At 37.1% G+C, this 20,294-nt stretch carries 12 protein-coding genes and 2 tRNA genes; 6 read left to right on the plus strand and 8 right to left on the minus strand.

All coding sequences use genetic code 11. From position 1 onward, the window contains the following. Nucleotides 1–247 precede the first annotated feature (247 nt). Nucleotides 248–1,774 (minus strand): GH3 auxin-responsive promoter family protein, encoded by a 1,527-nt coding sequence (locus BUC16_RS05020; RefSeq protein WP_073368391.1) that lies wholly within the window; start codon nt 1,772–1,774, stop codon nt 248–250. 140 nt (nt 1,775–1,914) lie between these two features. Here BUC16_RS05020 and BUC16_RS05025 point away from each other — a divergent pair, with 140 nt between their 5' ends. After that, nucleotides 1,915–2,709 carry a DUF2797 domain-containing protein gene (locus tag BUC16_RS05025; RefSeq protein WP_073368392.1) on the plus strand — a complete coding sequence of 265 codons (795 nt, stop codon included), beginning with the start codon at nt 1,915–1,917 and terminating at the stop codon, nt 2,707–2,709. A 55-nt stretch (nt 2,710–2,764) separates the two neighbouring features. On the opposite strand, the gene BUC16_RS05030 is transcribed toward BUC16_RS05025, so the two are convergent. Beyond that, complete coding sequence (locus tag BUC16_RS05030) at nt 2,765–5,404, minus strand: AsmA-like C-terminal region-containing protein (protein WP_073368394.1); 2,640 nt, start codon at nt 5,402–5,404, stop codon at nt 2,765–2,767. 185 nt (nt 5,405–5,589) lie between these two features. Further along, nucleotides 5,590–7,350, minus strand: coding sequence for a signal peptide peptidase SppA (gene sppA / locus BUC16_RS05035; protein ID WP_073368395.1), 1,761 nt, complete (start codon nt 7,348–7,350; stop codon nt 5,590–5,592). A 136-nt stretch (nt 7,351–7,486) separates the two neighbouring features. Here sppA and folK point away from each other — a divergent pair, with 136 nt between their 5' ends. Further along, nucleotides 7,487–8,623 carry a 2-amino-4-hydroxy-6-hydroxymethyldihydropteridine diphosphokinase gene (gene folK, locus BUC16_RS05040; protein WP_073368397.1) on the plus strand — a complete coding sequence of 379 codons (1,137 nt, stop codon included), beginning with the start codon at nt 7,487–7,489 and terminating at the stop codon, nt 8,621–8,623. 12 nt (nt 8,624–8,635) lie between these two features. Here the strand turns inward: folK and BUC16_RS05045 are convergent, their stop codons facing one another. The 3 genes from BUC16_RS05045 to BUC16_RS05055 all read right to left on the minus strand — a co-directional run bounded on the left by BUC16_RS05045 (nt 8,636) and on the right by BUC16_RS05055 (nt 13,802). Continuing rightward, nucleotides 8,636–12,631 carry an Ig-like domain-containing protein gene (locus BUC16_RS05045; RefSeq protein ID WP_073368399.1) on the minus strand — a complete coding sequence of 1,332 codons (3,996 nt, stop codon included), beginning with the start codon at nt 12,629–12,631 and terminating at the stop codon, nt 8,636–8,638. A gap of 91 nt (nt 12,632–12,722) precedes the next feature. Then, on the minus strand, nt 12,723–13,259 hold the full coding sequence (locus tag BUC16_RS05050; RefSeq protein ID WP_073368400.1) for an RNA methyltransferase: 537 nt from the start codon (nt 13,257–13,259) through the stop codon (nt 12,723–12,725). Between the two features lie 75 nt (nt 13,260–13,334). Beyond that, nucleotides 13,335–13,802 carry a DUF1573 domain-containing protein gene (locus BUC16_RS05055; RefSeq protein ID WP_073368402.1) on the minus strand — a complete coding sequence of 156 codons (468 nt, stop codon included), beginning with the start codon at nt 13,800–13,802 and terminating at the stop codon, nt 13,335–13,337. 153 nt (nt 13,803–13,955) lie between these two features. On the opposite strand from BUC16_RS05055, the gene mutS reads away from it, so the two are divergent. The 3 genes from mutS (at nt 13,956) to BUC16_RS05070 (ending at nt 16,947) form a co-directional block, all read left to right on the plus strand. Further along, nucleotides 13,956–16,562 (plus strand): DNA mismatch repair protein MutS, encoded by a 2,607-nt coding sequence (gene mutS, locus BUC16_RS05060; protein ID WP_073368404.1) that lies wholly within the window; start codon nt 13,956–13,958, stop codon nt 16,560–16,562. Nucleotides 16,563–16,706: 144 nt separating this feature from the next. Then, nucleotides 16,707–16,779, plus strand: a tRNA-Gly gene (locus BUC16_RS05065). Between the two features lie 82 nt (nt 16,780–16,861). Further along, a tRNA-Leu gene (locus tag BUC16_RS05070) sits at nt 16,862–16,947 on the plus strand. Between the two features lie 290 nt (nt 16,948–17,237). On the opposite strand, the gene BUC16_RS05075 is transcribed toward BUC16_RS05070, so the two are convergent. Both BUC16_RS05075 and BUC16_RS05080 read right to left on the minus strand, forming a co-directional pair. Next, a complete protein-coding gene (locus tag BUC16_RS05075) occupies nt 17,238–17,441 on the minus strand; it encodes a hypothetical protein (protein WP_073368405.1) in 204 nt (67 codons plus the stop codon). Nucleotides 17,442–17,796: 355 nt separating this feature from the next. Further along, the gene (locus tag BUC16_RS05080) at nt 17,797–19,026 is read right to left on the minus strand and encodes a 3-deoxy-D-manno-octulosonic acid transferase (RefSeq protein WP_073368407.1); all 1,230 of its coding nucleotides are present in this window, start codon (nt 19,024–19,026) and stop codon (nt 17,797–17,799) included. Between the two features lie 133 nt (nt 19,027–19,159). On the opposite strand from BUC16_RS05080, the gene BUC16_RS05085 reads away from it, so the two are divergent. Continuing rightward, entirely contained in the window at nt 19,160–20,290 is a 1,131-nt protein-coding gene (locus BUC16_RS05085) for a DegT/DnrJ/EryC1/StrS family aminotransferase (protein WP_073368408.1), read from the plus strand. The last annotated feature ends 4 nt before the right edge of the window (nt 20,291–20,294 follow it).

Here is a 20,294-nt window from a genome sequence, read left to right on the forward strand (position 1 = left end):
TTTTACACTAACCTAAGTCTAATTAATGATAGAACTTAGATTAAGAGAATAATGAATACATACTTTTTATGATTTATTTAGAAATAATTTTTTTAGATTTTTCTACGCACTTAGAAGTAAAAAAAATATAAAAAGTATTGCATAGTTTTGTTGATTGTAATATTTTTTTCAATTCATTATTTAAAAAAATCAGACCAAGCTAAAAAGTAGTGAAAATGTAAAACTATCAGAAGCAGTTTTTTTATTTTTAATGATGCACGATAGACTGCATTTTTTTCAATTGTTCCAAATAATCTCTCTCGTTCGACAATCTCGGAATTTTGTGTTGACCGCCTAGTTTGTGTTTTTCTTTTAGCCAATCATAAAATAAATTGGGTCTGGCGATATTGATTATCAAAGGATTTAACGTCATGTTGTTGAATCGTTTGGCTTCGTAATCGGAGTTCAAGGATTGCAAAGTTTCGTCCAGTACTTTTTGGAAAAGAGCAAGGTTGGTTGGGTTTTCCTTGAATTCGATAATCCATTCGTGGGCACCTTTTTCCTTGTCTTTCATGAAAATTGGCGCAACGGTATAATCGACCATTTCGGTTCCGGTAATTTGGCAGGCTTTGGCAATGGCTTGATCGGTGTTTTCGACCATCAGTTCTTCGCCAAAAACATTGATGTGGTGTTTGGTTCTGCCGGTTACCCGAATTCGATACGGACTCAAGGAAGTAAAACGAACAGTGTCGCCAATCATGTAACGCCACAAGCCGGAATTTGTGGTAATGACAATGGCATAATTTTTAAAAAGTTCCACTTCCGATAATCGGATGGTTTTTTGATTCGGAGTCCCAAAAGTATCCATCGGAATGAATTCATAGAAAATCCCGTAGTCCAGCATCAGCAACAAATCGCTGGAATAATTCAAATCCTGGATGGCAAAAAATCCTTCAGAGGCGTTGTATATTTCGTAATATTTGAAATCTTTTTTAGGCAATATTTTTTGATATTGTTCCCGATACGGTTCAAAATTCACTCCGCCGTGAAAATATACTTCAAGGTTTGGCCAAAGTTCCAGTAAATTTCCTTTGCCCGTTTCCGTGAGTAATTTGTTCATCAAAACCAGCATCCAAGACGGAACACCTGCAAAACTGGTTACATTTTCATTTTTGACTTCATTGATTATAGCGGGAAGTTTGGTTTCCCAATCGCTCATCAGCGAAATTTCCTTGTTTGGAGTGCTGCTGAAATCTGCCCAAAGTGGCATATTTTCAATCAAGATGGCCGATAAATCGCCAAAGGAAGTATTGTTGTCTTCATAAATTTGGGAACTCCCACCAAGGCGAAGACTTTTTCCTGTAAACATTTCTGAATTTTCGTTGTTGTTCAAATACATGCACAATAAATCCTTGCCCGCTTTGTAATGACAATCCTCTAATGCTTCAGGGCTTACGGGGATAAATTTGCTTTTGGCATTGGTCGTTCCGCTGGATTTGGCAAACCATTTTATCGGAGTTTCCCATAAAACATTTTGTTCGCCTTTTCGGGTACGTTCAATCAAAGGCTGCAATTCTTCGTAGGTGGAAACGGGAACTCTTTCGGTAAAAGTGGCGTAGGAATGAATGCATTCATAGCCATATTGTTGACCTATAACCGTGTTTTCAGATGCTCGAATCAAATTCATCAGTAATTCTTCCTGAACTTCATTTGGGTACTTCAAGAAAAGTTCTATTTGATGGATTCTTTGTTTGAGAACCCAAGAAGCAAACGAATTAATGACAGTTATTGGCATTTTTCTGATTTAGATTTTTAGTGCTAGAATTAGGATTCGCAATTTGATTATCGACTAACAAATACTAACTTTACATCGTTATCAAAAATAATAAAAAAATATAGATTTCCTAACAGATAATTCCTAATTCTCAATCCAAAATGACCTACGAAGGAACACTTACCAAAATGCAAACCGAGTTTGCGAACCCAATTCAATATTATCTGGTTTTTGAGAATAGTTTTTTGAATGTAAATCAATTACTCAACAAGAATGTCGAAATTTCTTTTCAGGGCTATCAATGTTTGAATTGTGGCAAAAAGAAAAAGATATATCGTCAAGGGTTTTGTTATGACTGTTTTTACTCGAGTCCAGCTGTTGGAGACTGGATTATGAAACCGGAATTGAGCACGGCGCATCTGGGTATTCAAGACCGTGATTTGGTTTATGAGGAAAAAGTGCAATTGCAACCGCATATTGTGTATTTGGCTTTGTCAAGCGAAATAAAAGTTGGGGTGACCAGAAAAACTCAAATGCCCACAAGATGGATTGATCAAGGTGCAACCCAAGCTATTTCTATCGTGGAAGTACCGAATCGTTATTTGGCGGGAATAACGGAGGTGGCTTTGAAAAATCATTTTGCAGACAAAACGAATTGGCGTAAGATGCTGCAAAATAATGTGGAACAAGTAGATTTAATCGCCGAAAAATTGAAAGTCCAAAATTGGATTCCCACTGAAGTACAGGAATATTTCTACTCCGAGAAAAATGATTTATACGAAATGCATTTCCCTGTTTTGGAATACCCAAAAAAAATAAACAGCCTAAGTTTGGACAAAACACCCAATTTTCAAGGGAAGTTAACCGGAATAAAAGGGCAATATTTGCTCTTTGATGACGGCACGGTTTTTAATGTCCGCAGTTTCGAAGGATATGTGGTAACAATCAACGTATAAAAGAAAAGCCTAAAAGATTAAATACTTTTAGGCTTTTTTGATTCTATGAAACACTCTAAGGTGTTTTAGTTTCTTCTGCCGGTTTTTTCTTTTTGTTGAACAATCCATTCAGCAAATCGGCGGCTTTTGTTTTTACATCTTCATTAGTTGCGGGAGTTGCAGTTTTAGTGGTGTCACTTGGCTTTTTCGTGTTTTTATTAATGTAATCGGTCAATGCTGAACTGCCTTGTTTTATTGCTTTTTCTTTTTGTTGTTTCACCAATTGATTGGTTAAATTAGTGACTGCGCCTTTCATGTCTGTCGAAATTTTTGGGCTGCTGAAACTTCCCGTCATCAGCGCATTTATTGGGATGTTCTCCAATTTTGCGGCATCGGCTGGAGATAGTTTCGCGATTAAGGCATTCGCCTCCGTTCCAAGATATTTGGCGGGAACATCAAATTTCAGGTTGTAATTCATGCTTTGGTCAAAACCGTGTGTTCCGCCAATTGTCGCTTTGATGTCTTTGTATTTGATGTCAAATGGTTTTACGTTTACTTTTCCATCCTTGAAAGTCACGGCAGCTTTCAAATCATTCAAATTGACTTTGCTTATGTCAATGAACTTCAAGTTAGAACCCAATGCGTTTAGCAAAGTCGAATTTTGGGCACTTACGGTAGTCGAAAGCAGTTGCCCCAACAAATCTCCGGTAAGCGAATTCAAATCGGGAGTCAATTCCATTGCGTCAAGATTTCCGTTGAATTTCATGGTCGAATTGATTTTTCCATTGATGATTCCGGCTATTGGTGCAATTTTTTTCAACATGTCAAGTTGGGTAAACGATTGTGCAATATCCACTTGGTTCAAATTCAAGTCCATATTGAAAATCGGTACTTTTCCTTTGGTTGAAACGGCGCCGTTTACGCCAATCGTTCCTCCGAAAATGGAAGATTTCACGTTTTGCAAAGTGACTTTTTCGTCTTTGACAATCAATTTCCCGGAAACATCTTTCAAGGTCAAATTGTCGTATAAAACCGTGTTGGCTTTTGCGGTGAGCGTGCAATTCAAGAAAGCGGGAATCTTCATGGCTTCCGCTTTTTTGGTTGGTTTCGCCTGTTCGCTGTCGCTCTGGTCTGTTTCTGCTTTGGAAGGTTTTCCCGTTGTCATAAAATCATCAACGGCCAATTGATTGGAAGTCATGTTGAAGTTTCCTTTCAATTCTTGGTTTCGGAACATAAATCCATAGAAATTCTCCAAAACTCCCGTCACGCTCAAGTCGCTTTTTCCGGTCGTTGCGTTGAATTGTTTCAAATGGACTTGACTTGGATTAAACTGGACCAAAGCATTGCTGATGGTCATTGTTTTGCCGTTTTCATCCACATATTTAAAGCCGGACAAACTCATTGTTCCTGCATTGTTGATGTTTTGATATTGGCTTTTTTCAACGGATTGCATGTCAAATTTGGTGGTCACGTCTGCTTTTAGGATCCCGGACAAAGGTTTGCTCAATTTTATCGGATAAGCTTTTGACAAATTCCCCAAATTAATGGTTCCTTTCAATGCGGCATCTACCAAGGCATTTTCGGTAATGTTTCGAATATTGGCTTTGGCATTGAAAACGTCTTGGTCAATGGCGAAAGACAATTTGTCCAAATTAATGTAAGTGTCGTTCAAAATCCCCGTTTCATTGATAATTTTGGTATCGATTACAATATTTTTAACCGATTTTGGAAGGTTTGGATATTGGAAAGAAGCGTTATTGGAAGCAATTTCAATATTGAATTTAGGAACGGTTCTGTCCGAATACAATCCTTTGGCAAAACCAGCCACGGTAAAATCACCAGTCGTTTTTACGTTTTCCAAACTCGATGAATAAGCCGCTGGAATAAGTCCCAAGAAGTTTTTGAAGGAGGAAGTGGGCGTTTTGAATGTCAAATCATATTGTTGTCCGCCTTCGACCATTTGGATAAATCCATCCAATTCTATTGGCAATTGATTGATCAAGGCCTTGTTTTTCTTGAAAGTGTATTTGCTGTTTTTCAAATCGATTCCCAAAACCGCATCCAGACTGATGGAAACATTTTTCATGTAATTGACTTTGTCCATCGAGAGCACTATTTTGGCTGTCGATTTGGTGTCCAAGTCCAGTTTTTGGGCGGCAAAATCTCCTGTTCCTTCGTGGTTTAAACTATCGATGACCATTTTTATTTTCGACTTTTCGTCCAAATATCGGAATTGGAAATCTTCGATTTTATAATTCTGGATTTTTAACGACAATGGCTTGCTTTTTCCATCGGCTGCCGGTTTGTCGTCTTTCAGGGCGATGTCATAATTGGCCAATCCATCTTTATTGAAGATGATGTTGATCAAACCGTTTTTCGAAGTGATTCCGTCAATATTCATCGTTTCCTTTTCTCCCTTGAAAAGTTCCTTGATGGATAGTTGCAAATTCAATTCGCCCAAGGAAACCAAAGTGTCGCCTTCAAAAGGAGCTTTGTTGATGATGACCAATTTTTCTATCGTCACATTCGCATTGGGAAAATTTTTGAACAAACTCAAGTCAGCATCTGCAAAAGAGACTTTGGCGTCAACTTTCTCGTTGATGGCTTGTGCAATTTTGGCTTTTATCTGGTCTTTAAACAAGTAGGGGGCAGCAAATAAAGTTCCTACAAGAAGAACAATCACGATTCCACCAATTTTTAAAATTTTCTTTGTCATAATTGTTTTCTTTAGATGCAAAAATCGAAACAAAAATAATGCCTTATGTTTTTATACAAACGTAGTCTTTTTATAATTTAGTGTTTTCAGGAATCTTTTTTATAAGGAATACTTTAACTTTATGGAATTAAAAAATCCGTTTGAGCAATTGCTCAAACGGATTTTTTAGTAAAATGGGCGATGTTCTAATGGATGTTGATTTCAAAAGGCATCATTGCCTGAACTCCTTTTTGAGATTGGACTTTTTTAATTTGTTCCATTATTCTATAAGTTTCTTCACCTAATTCTTCTTTTATATAAGATTCTTTAGATTTTGCAAACGGTAAATTTTGCAAAAGATCATTGATGTCTTTTTCAAATTCCGGGAAGTTTTGAGTATTGTATTGTTTTGTTTTTGCCAAAGAGGCTGCTTCTTTTATGGCGGCATCCAAACCACCAATTTTATCGACAAGTCCTATTTTTACTGCTTCGGAACCTGACCAAACTCTACCTTGCGCAATGGAGTCCACTTGTGCAAAAGTCATTTTTCGTCCTTGTGCAACGTGTGACACGAATGTTTTGTATATATGCTCGACACTTTCAAGAGTGACGGTTTTGAATTTTTCGTCCATTGGTACAAAAGGGCTGTATTCAGCAGCATTTTCATTGGTTTTCACTTGTTCCGTGTGGATGCCAATTTTTGTAGCCAATTGGGTGAAATTCGGCAAAATTCCAAAAACGCCTATTGATCCGGTAATGGTGTTGTTTTCGGCAAAAATTTTGTTGGCATTACAAGCAATGTAATACCCGCCGGAAGCGGCATAATTCCCCATGGAAACCACTACGGGTTTCACTTTTTTGGTCAATTCGACTTCTCTCCAAATCAAATCCGATGTCAAGGCACTTCCACCAGGACTATTGATTCGAAGCACGATGGCTTTTACGTCTTTGTCTTTTCGAGCTTCCATCAGCGAGCGACGCATAGAGCCTTCGCCAATGGTGTTCACGTCACCTTCGCCGCTCATAATTTGACCTTGTGCATAGATAATGGCAATTTTGTCTTTGACTTCAAAATTTTCAGAAGTTGTAACTGTTTTTCTGGTATAGTCCAAAAGATCTACTTTGTTGTAATCTTCGTCTTTTTCCACCTTCAAAATTTTTCGAATGGCATCGTGATAAATATCTTCGTAGGCCACGACATCTACCAATTTTTCAGCTTTTGCCATTTGGGGAGTTCGAGCCAAAAGTCCGTTGGCAATCTCGTTCAATTTTGTCACTGAGATATTTCTGCTTTTGGAAATGTCTCCGATTATGGAACTCCAAACCGAATTCAACAAGGCCAAAGTTTGTTCCCTGTTGGCATCGCTCATTTCATTTTCCAAGAAGGGCTCCACGGCACTTTTATATTTGCCGTGTCGAATGACTTCCATTTTCACACCCGATTTCTCTTGTAAATCTTTGAAAAACATCAATTCGGCCGATAATCCCTTGAAATCGAAATCGCCAACTGGATTCAGGTAAATTGTATTGGCAACAGAATTCAAATAATATTCTTTTTGTGAATAGGAATTGGCGTAAGCCATAACAAATTTCCCTGATTTTTTGAAATCTTCCAAGGCATCTCGCAAGGCTTTTCTTTGTGCCATTCCCAATTCGGATTCGTTATTTAAAATTGATATTCCCTTGATGTAGTCATCAGTTTTGGCGCTTTCGATGGCGTTGATAATATCCGAAAGTCCAATTTTTTCCCCATCGGATAAAATGGTCATCCATGGGTTTTTGTATTTTCCTGCATAATCATCTTTGATGTGTTTCAAGTCCAATTCGATAACTGAATTGCTTTTTACTTCCACAGCTTCTGGTTCACCACCAAAAATAGCCGCGATGAGAATCAATCCAACAAAGAACAGCATTAAAAAAACGAATAGACCGACTATTGTTGCCAAAACATTTCCTAAAAATTTCATAATTGTATTTTTTTAATAAGTAGCAAAAGGGGTTGATGTGTTACAAATTCAAGTTTTAAAAACGGAAAATTTAGTTATCAACAGCTTGGCAAATATAGTTCTATTCTAAAATTGTTTTAGTTAATTTGTGCTTAATATGAAATCACAACATCAAGTCGTTTTATCTTTAGGCAGCAATCAGGGCGATCGTCTTCGAAATATTGAATTTTGCCTGCAACTGATTCATCAGGAAATTGGAACAATAATCAGGGTTTCAAAGTTGTACGAAACACCGTCTTGGGGTTTTGAAAGCGATGCTTTTTATAATTGCGCCTTGGTCATTCATACTTTTGCATCGGCAGAAAAAATATTGGAGCAAGTTTTGAATGTTGAAAGACAATTGGGGCGAGTTCGTGGTGAAACTTTAAACTATCAATCCCGAATAATCGATATTGATTTGATTACTTTCGATTTTGAAATTATCGATTCTGCAACTCTCCAAATTCCGCATCCGTTGATGCAAAACAGGAAGTTTGTGCTGCTGCCAATGCTGGACTTGAATTTAGATTGGAAACATCCTGTTTTGCATAAGAAAATAGCCGAATTGCTGGCAACATCTCCAGATGAAAGTGTTTGTACCGTGGTGCAAAATTTGAAAAATCCATTGGATTCGATTCCTTTGGAACAATTCAACTATATTGCTTTTGAAGGGAATATTGGAGCAGGAAAAACAACCTTGACTGCAAAAATAGCCGAAGATTTTAATGCCAAAACGGTTTTGGAACGTTTTGCCGACAATCCGTTTTTACCCAAATTTTATGAAGACCAAAATCGCTACGCTTTCCCGCTCGAAATGTCGTTTCTTGCCGACAGGTATAAACAATTGTCGGATGATTTGGCCCAATTTGATTTGTTCAAGGATTTTATCGTGGCCGATTACCATATTTTTAAATCGCTGATTTTTGCCAAAGTAACGCTTCAGGAAGACGAGTTTAGGTTGTATAAAACGCTGTTTGATATTGTTTACAAGGAAATGCCAAAACCGGATTTGTATGTTTATTTATATCAAAATACGGAGCGTTTACTGGAGAATATAAAGAAAAGAGGCAGAAGTTACGAGCAAAATATTCCGGCGGATTATTTGGATAAAATCAATGGTGGCTACTTGGATTACATCAAATCACAAACGGATTTGAATGTTTTGATTATTGATGTTTCGGATCGGGATTTCGTAAAAAACCAGGAAGATTATATTTATATCTTGGGTGAGATTCAAAGAAAAATAAGTAAATAAATACTTTTAAAATTATCTTTTTAAGGAAAAATGCCCTTTTATTTCGGGTTTGGAATCTTCCATTTTTAATACATACCAATAGTCATCGGCGGGTAATTCTAAACCATTGAATGTGCCGTTCCATCCTGAATTTCTGTAATTAAGTTGTTTTAATAGTTTTCCATATCGGTTAAAAATTTCTACTCTTGAGTTAGGGAAATTCTTCATTTCTTTTATTTCCCAAAGATCGTTAAATCCGTCATTGTTTGGAGTGAAATATTTTGAAATCGTAAATATTGTAAAATCTTGGTCTAATAAATTACAGCCGTTTTTTTCCCTGACATAAGCGGTATGCTGTCCACTTGGGATGTGTGAAAATTGATTGGAATCCGTGAATAATTCTCCGTCAATCGAAAATTCATAATAATTTTCAGGATTATCTAATTGTATTGTTATGGAATTTTCGTCAACAACAATTTCCTTGATTATTGGTTTTGGATGTTCTATGACTTTGAAGTTTTTTTTTGAATCGCAATTTGCTAAAGGCGAGCTAATAGTTACATTGTAATCGCCAATGCTTGAAACAACAATGGTTTGTGTGGTTTCGCCGCCTGGAGACCATAAATAATTCATTCCCGGGATTGAAGCGTCCAATGTTGCTGTTTCAGATTGGCATAACACAACTTCTTCATTGATGGAGGTAACGGGGTATATTGTCGCCACTACGGCTGACCTTGGACTTGTGCATCCAGATGTGGTTGCGTCTACATAATAAGTAGTTGTCGATGTTATGGTTGGAGTAGTGAATGTAGTTCCAATTCCCAATGCAGTTCCGCCAGTTGCTGCATCGTACCAATTAATTGTCCCGGCCGAAGCAGTTGCGCCAATTGTTACTGTTCCTGTGTCACAACGAGATGCAGGAGAAGTTGAAGTAATTGAAGGAGAAATATTGACGGTGGCCGTAATGGCAGTTCTCGTCAGTGCTGTGCATCCAGATGTAGTTGCGTCAACATAATAAGTAGTTGTGGTCGTAAGGATTGGAGTTGTAAATAAAGTTCCAGTTCCCAATGTTATTCCTCCTGTCGGGACATCATACCAGTTAATTGTTCCATTCGAAGCGGTTGCTCCCAGTGTTACTGTGCCGGTATCACAACGAGAAGCCGGTGCTGTAGAAGTAATTGTTGGAGGAATGTTGATGGTGGCTATAATGGCAGTTCTTGTTGGACTTGAACAGCCAGATGTAGTCGCGTCAACATAATAGGTGGTCGTTGAAGCAAGGTTTGGAGTCGCAAATGAAGTTCCAGTTCCCAATGAAGTCCCTCCAGTCGGCACGTTATACCAATTGATTGTTCCGGCCGAGGCTACCGCTCCCAATGTTACCGCTCCTGAATTGCAACGAGATGCGGGCGTGGTCGAAGTAATTGTTGGAGAAGTATTAATCGTGGCGATAATTGCAGTTCTAGTTGTTGATGTGCATCCAGATGCAGTGGCATCAACATAATAAGTGGTCGTCGATACTAGGATTGGACTTGTGAATGAGGTTCCTGTTCCCAATGCGGTTCCTCCTGTCGGGACAGCATACCAGTTAATTGTTCCTCCCGAAGCAGTTGCTCCCAGTGTTACTGTCCCGGTATCGCAACGAGATGTCGGTGTGGTTGAAGTAATGGTTGGCGTGGTATTTATGGTAGCCGTAATTGCAGTTCTTGGTATGCTTGGACAACTTCCATTCGTTGCATCAACATAATAGTTCGTCGTGGTTGCAAGGTTTGTAATGGTAAATGAATTTCCTGTTGCTATCGGAATCCCTCCAGTGCTATTTGTGTACCAATTTACAATACCATCACTGGCAGTGGCTTGAAGCGTAATACTTCCAGAATCGCATCTTGAACTAGGACTCGTGCTGGTGATTTTAGGGATGGTAATCTTGGTACTTGCCGAAATTTGAAGTACAGGGTCACCAAGCATGCCTCCGTATTCCACGATATATCCTTGGGGGTAGTAATTAGGGTTGGTAATTGGGTCTCCTGTTTCTCTAAGGTCATTCCAAGTTCCTATTCTATTTAGTGCAGGTGCTGTTATGTGAGCATAATCTTCGTTGTTGTTTGAATCATTAGGTTCATTGCCAGAGGTGTTCCAATTAGCATAATTAAAAGGAGGAGTTGTTGCTCCATTGCCTTTTCCAATCCAAAAAGTAGTACCCGCTTCGGGTCCAGTTACCCATTTCCAAGTACCTTCTGTTGCTGCGTCACTACCACCAATCCATCCAGTTCCTGGTGCTTGAGCTCCTGCTAATTGAGTTTCGTCTGCAGCTGTTAACGTTGCTAAATAGCCTTGTAAGCCATAATAAGTTTTTGCAGCAGCCTCATCTCTTGCTTTTGTCCAATTAATTCCTAAACTCGGAACATATTCATAAAAATGTCCATTTGATGGCAAATAATTGGCTGTTCCAAAACCTAAATTGATAGAAAAATCTCTAGTTCCAGAAGGAGATATTGACGAATTAGTAAATGTTACATCTTTGATTGCAGCTTCAAAATCGGAATAAGTAACCGGAATTCCTGTTGGACTATATAGTTTTAGTTTTCCTTCTAAAGAACTCCAAGATGTTGTAATTGTGGGATGTAAAAGAGGATTAGCTAGTGCTAATAAATCTTGACCTGAAACATAGCCTGAAGATATTTGAATATAAATGGCATCAGTACCTGTTTCGGATGGATCGTGAGTTATTGTTACTCCAGTAACTATTTTGATGCTTGTGCTGGGACAATAAGTTTGATTTCCTGTTGCCGTAATTACAGGAGGGGTTATTATAGGAGCAGTTATTTTATAGCCACAATCTTCAGAATAACTGGCTGCGGCGTCTTTTCTAGAAGACCAGTTGGCGTTAGAATAAGCTGCATCATCGACTTGTATGCATCCTAGCCTTAGGTTAGATGTTAAACTTAAACTAATGGGGATAATTGTTTTATTATTTCCATTTTTTAAATTTAAATTAGTTAATTGAGTATTATTGCATTTAAAATAAAATAAAAGAGTATTTTTTGAAACATCTAAATAAGTAAATGGATTATAACTGCATTCAAAATTCCACAAAACAGTATTTTTAGAAACATCTAAACTAGTCAATTGGTTGTTGCTGCAAAAAAAGCGCTTTAAAGCTACATTTTTAGAAACATCTAAATTGGTTAATTGGTTATTGTTGCAATAAAAAGTTTCTAAAGCTGTATTTTTAGAAACATCTAAATTAATAAATGGATTATTGCTGCAATCAAAAGTTTCTAAAGCTGTATTTTTAGAAACATCTAAGTTAGGTAATTGGTTATTGTTGCAACCAAAATTTTCTAAAGCTGTATTTTTAGAAACATCTAAACTAGTTAATTGGTTATTGCCGCAAGATAATCCTTTTAAAGCTATGTTTTTAGAAACATCTAAGTTAGGTAATTGGTTATTGTTGCAAGCAAAACTTTCTAAAGCTGTATTTTTAGAAACATCCAAACTAGTTAATTGGTTATTTCCGCAAAATAATTGTTTTAAAACCATGTTTTTAGAAACATCTAAAGAAGTTAATTGATTAACCGAGCAAGAAATTTTTTCTAAAGCTGTATTTTTGGAAATATCTAAATTAGTTAATTGGTTATAATCGCAAAATAATATAATTAAAGCAGTATTGGCAGAAGTGTCAAGACTTGATAAATTATTCCTTTGACAGTTCAAATCAGTAAGATTTGTGTTTTTGGAAAGATCTAGAGAGCTAATTTTGTTGAGATTAGTTAAGCCTGCGCTTCCAATATTTAATCTTTCTAATTTTACAAATGCTTGAATTCCTGTTAGATTTGAAATGTTTTTACTTGGAACTTCCAAGGATTTTAAATTATCTACACTCGCAGTAAGGACTTTGCCATCAATTGATCCGCTGTCAATTCCTAAATCTATCAAGGCCTGCTCAAAATTTACATCAGGAATTGCAGTATATTGGGCTTGCCCGAAAAAACTAGACAAAAGAATAAACAGTAAAAAAAGTTTTTTCATGCTAAAATTAATTTCTTTAAAAAAAAGTTCACGGAAGATATAAAATAAACCCTTTAAATTAATTATTTAGCACAAAAAAATCAAAAAATAGTTACAAATTCCATTTCATTTTTTTGAACAAATCCCAAACCACGATTCCTGTACTTACTGAAATGTTCAAGGAGTGTTTGGTGCCTAATTGTGGAATTTCGATACAGCCATCACACAATGCAACCGCTTCTTGAGATACACCATATACTTCATTTCCGAAAACCAAGGCGTATTTTTTGTCTTTTTCCACTTTGAAATCTTGAAGAAAAGTAGCGCTTTCAACCTGTTCGATAGCGAGTACGGTTACACCTTCTGTTTTCAAATTTTTGATGACTTCGAGAACGTCTTTAGCGTGTTCCCAAGCCACGGTTTCGGTTGCGCCGAGAGCCGTTTTGTGAATTTCCTTGTTGGGAGGAGTGGCCGTGATGCCGCACAAATATATTTTTTCAATCAAAAAAGCGTCGGCGGTCCTGAATACGGAACCAATGTTGTGTAAACTGCGTATATCATCCATAACAATGATGATGGGTGTTTTCTGGGCTTCTTTAAAATCTTCAATGGATTTTCGATCGAGCTCGCTGTTTTCTAGCTTTCTCATATGTATATGGTTGAGTGTTCAAATAAAAAAAGCTTCCAGAATGAGGAAGCTTTTTTTAGGATATTAATTTTGAATTTAGCTTTTTGGAGCATCAGCGGCCAATACATTACCTTTTATTGTAAGGGTTTTTGAAGGACTTCCTGCTGCATTCGAGGTTACTGTTACTGTTTTTGTAAATGGTTGTCCAGCTCTTGAAGTATCATATTTTACGCCAATAACACCTTTTGCACCTGGAGCAATTGGCTCTTTGGAATAAGTTGGAACGGTACAGCCACAAGAACCAGTGGCATTTGTTATGATCAACGGTTTGTTGCCGTTGTTGGTGAATACAAATTCACGTTTTCCATCGGAGTTTGCGGCGATGGTGCCGTAATCAATCGTTTCAGACACGAAAACCATTCCTGCGCCTTCTACTTTAGGTAATGCGGGTGTAGTTGCTTTTGCAGTGGTTTTTTTTACTGGTTTTGTAGTTTTTGTTGTTTCTTGAGCATTACAAAAAGTAAATGCCAATAGGGCTATTGAAAGTGTAATTAATTTTTTCATCGCAATTGTTTTTTTGATTGAGAGACAAATTTATGTAAAAAAACGAAATTCCATCTTAAATTTTGCTTAAAAATATTTTAAAATTTCAGAGTGCTTATTTATTCGCCATAAAATCTATAAATTCGCTTCCTGTTAAATTAAAATAAATAAATTTTGTCATCTAAAGAAAAAGTAGCCAAGGAAACGCCTTTAATGAAGCAATACAACGAAATCAAAAGGAAATATCCTGATGCTTGTTTGTTGTTTAGGGTGGGAGATTTTTATGAAACATTTGGTGAAGATGCCATTCGTGCGTCCAAAATTTTAGGGATAACATTAACCAAACGTGGTGCGGGTTCTGAAACAGAGACGGCTCTGGCAGGTTTCCCACATCACTCCATTAATACCTATTTGCCAAAATTAGTCAAAGCCGGACTTCGTGTCGCGATTTGCGATCAGCTTGAAGATCCAAAAATGACCAAAACCATTGTAAAACGTGGTGTTACCGAATTAGTGACTCCCGGAGTTTCCATGAATGACGAGGTTTTGCAATCGAAAACCAATAATTTCCTTGCGGCTATTTATTTTGCCAATAAATCAATAGGAATTTCATTTTTGGATGTTTCTACAGGCGAATTTCTTACGGCACAGGGAAATGCAGAATATATAGATAAGTTGTTGCAGAATTTCAATCCAAGCGAAGTTCTGGTTCCTAAAAACAATAAAAATGATTTTCGGCAGACTTTTGGAGAGGATTATCATAGTTTTTACTTGGAAGACTGGATTTATAAAGAAGATTATGCTTTTGAAACGTTGACCAAGCATTTTCAAACGACTTCTTTGAAAGGTTTTGGTGTCGAAGAATTAAAGGAAGGAATTATTGCTTCAGGTGCGATTCTATATTATTTATCCGAAACGCAGCATAACAAAGTGCAACATATCACGGCGATTCAGCGTATTGCGGAAGATGCCTATGTCTGGATGGACCGATTTACAATTCGAAATCTCGAATTGTATCACAGTTACAATCCCAATGCGGTGACACTTTTGGATGTTATCGATAAAACGCTTTCGCCAATGGGTGGTCGTTTACTGAAACGCTGGTTGGCATTGCCTTTGAAAGATGCTGCTAAAATTCGAAGTCGTCATCAGGTGGTTTCGTATTTGAAAGAGAATCAGGAAGTGTTGAAAAACATTCAAAAACAAATCAAACAAATTTCAGATTTGGAACGTTTGATTTCGAAAATTGCAGCTGGAAAAGTGTCGCCACGTGAAGTGGTTTATTTGAAAGAATCATTGGATGCCATTATTCCAATAAAAACTTTGGCGTTGGAAAGTCCGCAAGAAGCCGTAAAAGTAATTGGAGATAGTTTACATAGCTGCGATTTATTGCGAGAAAAAATCAAAACGGTCTTGAATCAAGATGCGCCGGTGGCTGTTGCCAAAGGAAATGCGATTGCTAAAGGAATCAATGCCGAGTTAGATGAATTGAGAGCCATTTCCACTTCGGGAAAAGAATTCTTGGAAGGAATTGAAAAAAGAGAATCCGAAAGAACGGGAATCTCATCCTTGAAAATTTCTTTCAATAATGTGTTTGGGTATTATATTGAAGTTCGAAACACGCATAAAGATAAAGTTCCAACGGAATGGATTCGCAAGCAAACTTTGGTCAATGCGGAGCGTTATATTACCGAGGAATTAAAAGAATACGAAACCAAAATTCTAGGTGCCGAAGAAAAAATCCATAAAATAGAAGTAGAATTATTTGAGCAATTGGTCAATTGGATTGCGACTTATATCAAACCCGTTCAAATGAATGCCAATTTAGTGGCGCAATTGGATTGTTTGTGTTCTTTTACGCAATTGGCTGTCGAAAATAAATATGTTTGTCCAGAATTGGACGAAACATTCGAACTGGAAATCAAAAACGGAAGACATCCCGTTATCGAAAAACAATTGCCGGTTGGTGTGCCTTATATTGCCAATGATGTTTTCCTGGATAGAGAAGTACAGCAGCTAATAATGATTACCGGACCAAATATGTCTGGAAAGTCGGCTATTTTGCGTCAAACGGCTTTAATTGTGCTCTTGGCTCAAATGGGAAGTTTTGTCCCGGCAGATAGTGTTAGAATGGGAATTATTGATAAAATATTCACCAGAGTAGGAGCTTCTGATAATATTTCGATGGGAGAATCTACTTTTATGGTCGAAATGAACGAAACGGCTTCTATCTTGAACAATATCTCCGACAGAAGTTTGGTGTTGTTGGACGAGATTGGAAGAGGGACTAGTACCTATGATGGAATTTCCATCGCTTGGGCAATTGCTGAGTTTTTACACGAACATCCTTCGCAACCTAAAACGCTTTTTGCAACACATTATCACGAATTGAACGAAATGAGTGAATCATTGCCTAGAATCCAGAATTATAATGTTTCGGTAAAAGAATTAAAAGACACCGTGCTTTTTATTCGAAAACTGGTAAAAGGAGGAAGTGCGCATAGTTTTGGAATTCACGTGGCAAAAATGGCGGGAATGCCGCAAATCGTGATTTTGAAAGCCCAAAAGCTTTTGAAGAAATTAGAGAAAGATCATTCCAGCGAGGCTTTGAGCGGAATCAAATCAGCCAAGGACGAGATGCAAATGAGTTTCTTTAATCTGGACGATCCTTTGTTGGAAGAAATCAAAGAAGAGATTTTGAGTCTCGATATCAACACGATTACGCCAATGGAAGCCTTGATGAAACTCAATGAAATTAAAAGAATGCTGATCAAAAAATAGTTTTGTTGAATTTAAAGTTAGGGTTATCAGAAGGTTATATTTTGTTGGTATATTTTTTGCTAAAAAGGCTTGTGTAATTGAATTAATGTATTAAATTTGCATCCGCAATACAGAACAAGTATTGGTTCTTTTTAGAATGAAAATGCGAAAATAGCTCAGTTGGTAGAGCGCGACCTTGCCAAGGTCGAGGTCGCGGGTTCGAGCCCCGTTTTTCGCTCAAAGTCATTGAATACTCGATGGTGGTTGTATTTAATTAATTTTTCCTGAAAATTTTAGATATAACATCCAAAAAGCAAAATGCTCGGATGGTGAAATTGGTAGACACGCTGGACTTAAAATCCAGTGAACAGCAATGTTCGTGCGGGTTCAAGTCCCGCTCTGAGTACTAGAAAGCCGTAAAGAATTAATTTTTAATTCTTTGCGGTTTTTTATTTTTAGAAACTTTCGGTTATGATTACTAATGTCGAAGAGTGGATTACTGTATTTTTTTAGATATGAATAAAAGTGATTCTGTTTGGTAACAAAAAAGCCATAACACTTTCGGTGTATGGCTTTTTTGTTTTTCTTGCAAATGACTAATTGGTCGTCTGAAGCCTGTGTTTGAAATTTAGTTCAAAACAGGGCAAAAAAAAGCCACGCAATGCGTAGCTTATTTTTTTTCTGCGTAATTTAGAATTACTTAGCAGCTGGAGCTTCAGCAGCTGGAGCAGCAGCAGTAGTATCAGCAGCAACGGCAGCAGTATCAACAGCAACAGCAGCAGTATCTACAGCAACAGCAGTAGTATCTACAGCTTCAGCAGCAGGAGCTTCTTCAGCTTTTTTACATGATACAACAGTCAAAACAGCAACAACGGCTAAACTTAAAAGTACTTTTTTCATCTTACTTAATTATAAAAGGTTAATTATTAATTCGGGGCAAAGATATAAATTTTTTAATAGTTAAAATATTTTTTTATATTTTTTTTGAAAAATAATATTCATTTGTGCTATTCTCTTTCGTCTGAACTCGTGCATCAATAAAGCAATCTGCTGAAATCTTGTATTGTTTTAAAAAAATCGGCGTCGTGCATGGCTTTTTCGAGGATATGTTTATAACTATCTTGTCTAGCTTCATGATAAAGCTGTCAGGGTTTATTTGTTATTAAAATTTAGATTTATGTTGTAATCGTTCAGTCGTGACTATTTTTTTAGTCTTTAAATGAAAATTAGGACTGCGAAATCCAGTTAGTTTATGTTAAGAAATGTTGTTCATGATGATGGCTGTTGCTCCTTTGTTCATTTGTACAAAAGTGCTGCAAATATGTCCTTTTTCGTGACGGATGTCATCATTGTCGATCAAATTGGAAAAAGCGTCAAAAAGCTCTTTTTTATTGGCAATAGAAATGCAGCCTTCCATGTTTACCAAGGCCGTTGCTTCTGCAAAATGGCTGAAATTAGAGCCAATAATGATTGGAACGCCAAAAGTGGCTGGTTCCAGAATGTTGTGGACTCCTGGATTTCCAAAACCGCCACCAACATAGGCAATGTCGGCATAACTGTAAATCTTGGTTAGAATCCCGATGGTGTCGATGATGAATACGTCAAAATCAGTTAGATTTTTAGTTTCTTTCTCCGAGAATAAAACTGTTTTTTTATTGATAGAATTTTTTAATTCCTGAATTTGTTCTTGTTTGATATTGTGCGGAGCAATAATAAATTTGACCTTTTCAGAAGTTTGATTAATATAATCAACTAATAAAATTTCGTCTTTTGGCCACGAACTTCCAACAACAATAGTCAAGGTGTCGTTTTTGAATGTTTCAATAAAATCCAAAGAATTGTCTTTTTCCAAAATTGTGGCCACCCGGTCAAAACGTGTGTCTCCAGAAACGGCAACATTGGTTTTGCCTAATTGCAACAACAGTTTTTTGGAGCTTTCATTTTGTACAAAAAAGTAAGTGAATGTTTCAAGAGCTTTTCTGTAAAATCCACCATACCATTTGAAGAACATTTGATTTTCCCTGAAAATTCCTGAAATCAAATAGGTTGGAGTTCCTAGTTTGCGAAGTTCGTTCAAATAATTGGGCCAATACTCGTATTTGATGAAGAAAACCATTTCTGGATGAACCAGTTTCAAGAATTGTTGTGCATTTTTTTGGGTGTCCAACGGTAAATAGACTGTAACGTCGGCAACAAGATTGTTTTTGCGAACTTCATAACCCGAAGGCGAAAAAAAAGTCACCACGATTTTATGATTAGGGAATTTTTCTTTTATTTTTTCGATGACCGGCAAACCTTGTTCGTATTCGCCAAGAGAAGCGGCATGAAACCAAATGGTTTTGTCGTTTGTTTTTATTTTTGCGGCCAAAATTTCAAAAACAGGCTTGCGTCCATCTATGAAAAGTTTGATTTTTGGACTGAATAGCGCCACGATTTTTAATGAAAAATTCGCAATTTGAACAATTATAGTGTAGAGGAAAAGCATATCAAAAAATTTCTGCGGCTAAAATACGTTTTCTTTTAAATATCTATAAAATCATTCTCTTAAAATCCCTATTTTTGTTCCAAATTTAAAACTGGGGAAACTTTGTTTTAAAGAACTTTAAACAAAAGGTTAAATGAAAAAAATACAAATGGTTGACTTAAAAAGTCAATATGATAAAATAAAAGACGCCGTAAATACTTCAATTCAAGAGGTTCTTGATACCAACACTTATATTAACGGACCACAAGTTCACCAATTCCAAAAAAATCTAGAAGAATACCTTGATGTAAAGCACGTGATTCCTTGTGCCAACGGAACCGATGCTTTGCAAATTACCATGATGGGACTGGGTTTGAAACCGGGCGACGAGGTTATTACCGCCGATTTTACATTTGCTGCGACTGTTGAGGTTATTGCTTTGTTGCAATTGACGCCAGTTTTGGTCGATGTGGATTTGGTCAACATGAATATTTCCATCGAAGCCATTAAACGAGCGATTACGCCAAAAACCAAAGCGATTGTGCCAGTTCATTTGTTTGGTCGTGCCGCCAATATGGATGCGATTATGGCTATTGCCAAAGAAAATAATCTGTATGTAATAGAAGATAATGCACAAGCTATTGGAGCCAATTATACTTTTGCCGATAGAAGTAAAAAGAAGGTTGGAATAATTGGACATGTGGGGGCAACTTCGTTTTTTCCTTCCAAAAACTTGGGATGTTACGGTGATGGTGGAGCAATTTTTACCAATGACGATGCTTTGGCGCATACTATTAGAGGAATTGTAAACCACGGAATGTACGAGCGCTATCACCACGACGTGGTGGGTGTGAATTCAAGATTGGACAGTATTCAGGCTGGGGTTTTGAATGCCAAATTGCCCAACTTGGACCAATACAATTTGGCTCGTCGTGAAGCGGCATCAAAATACAATGCAGCTTTCGAGGGGAACAAAAACATTATTACGCCGGCATTCGATTCAAATGGGGACGATCACGTTTTTCATCAATATGTACTGCGAATTATAGATGCCGACAGAGACGCATTGATGCAACATTTGTTGGGTAAAGGAATTCCTTGTGCAATTTATTATCCAATTCCATTGCATTCGCAAAAAGCGTACGTGGATGTGCGTTACAAAGAAGAAGATTTTCCAGTGACGAACCGATTGGTGAAAGAAGTAATCGCGTTGCCAATGCACACCGAATTAGACGATGAACAAATCCAATTTATTACGGATTCAGTTTTGGAATTTTTAAAATAAAAAC

This window comes from Flavobacterium fluvii (genome assembly GCF_900129545.1).
In the GTDB taxonomy this organism is placed as follows: Bacteria; Bacteroidota; Bacteroidia; order Flavobacteriales; family Flavobacteriaceae; genus Flavobacterium; species Flavobacterium fluvii.

Coding starts and splice junctions, on each gene's coding strand:
- BUC16_RS05020 (WP_073368391.1), bottom strand. CDS start 1,774: ATGCCAATAACTGTCATTAATTCGTTTGCTTCTTGGGTTCTCAAACAA.
- BUC16_RS05025 (WP_073368392.1), top strand. CDS start 1,915: ATGACCTACGAAGGAACACTTACCAAAATGCAAACCGAGTTTGCGAAC.
- BUC16_RS05030 (WP_073368394.1), bottom strand. CDS start 5,404: ATGACAAAGAAAATTTTAAAAATTGGTGGAATCGTGATTGTTCTTCTT.
- sppA (WP_073368395.1), bottom strand. CDS start 7,350: ATGAAATTTTTAGGAAATGTTTTGGCAACAATAGTCGGTCTATTCGTT.
- folK (WP_073368397.1), top strand. CDS start 7,487: ATGAAATCACAACATCAAGTCGTTTTATCTTTAGGCAGCAATCAGGGC.
- BUC16_RS05045 (WP_073368399.1), bottom strand. CDS start 12,631: ATGAAAAAACTTTTTTTACTGTTTATTCTTTTGTCTAGTTTTTTCGGG.
- BUC16_RS05050 (WP_073368400.1), bottom strand. CDS start 13,259: ATGAGAAAGCTAGAAAACAGCGAGCTCGATCGAAAATCCATTGAAGAT.
- BUC16_RS05055 (WP_073368402.1), bottom strand. CDS start 13,802: ATGAAAAAATTAATTACACTTTCAATAGCCCTATTGGCATTTACTTTT.
- BUC16_RS05075 (WP_073368405.1), bottom strand. CDS start 17,441: ATGAAAAAAGTACTTTTAAGTTTAGCCGTTGTTGCTGTTTTGACTGTT.
- BUC16_RS05080 (WP_073368407.1), bottom strand. CDS start 19,026: ATGCTTTTCCTCTACACTATAATTGTTCAAATTGCGAATTTTTCATTA.
- BUC16_RS05085 (WP_073368408.1), top strand. CDS start 19,160: ATGAAAAAAATACAAATGGTTGACTTAAAAAGTCAATATGATAAAATA.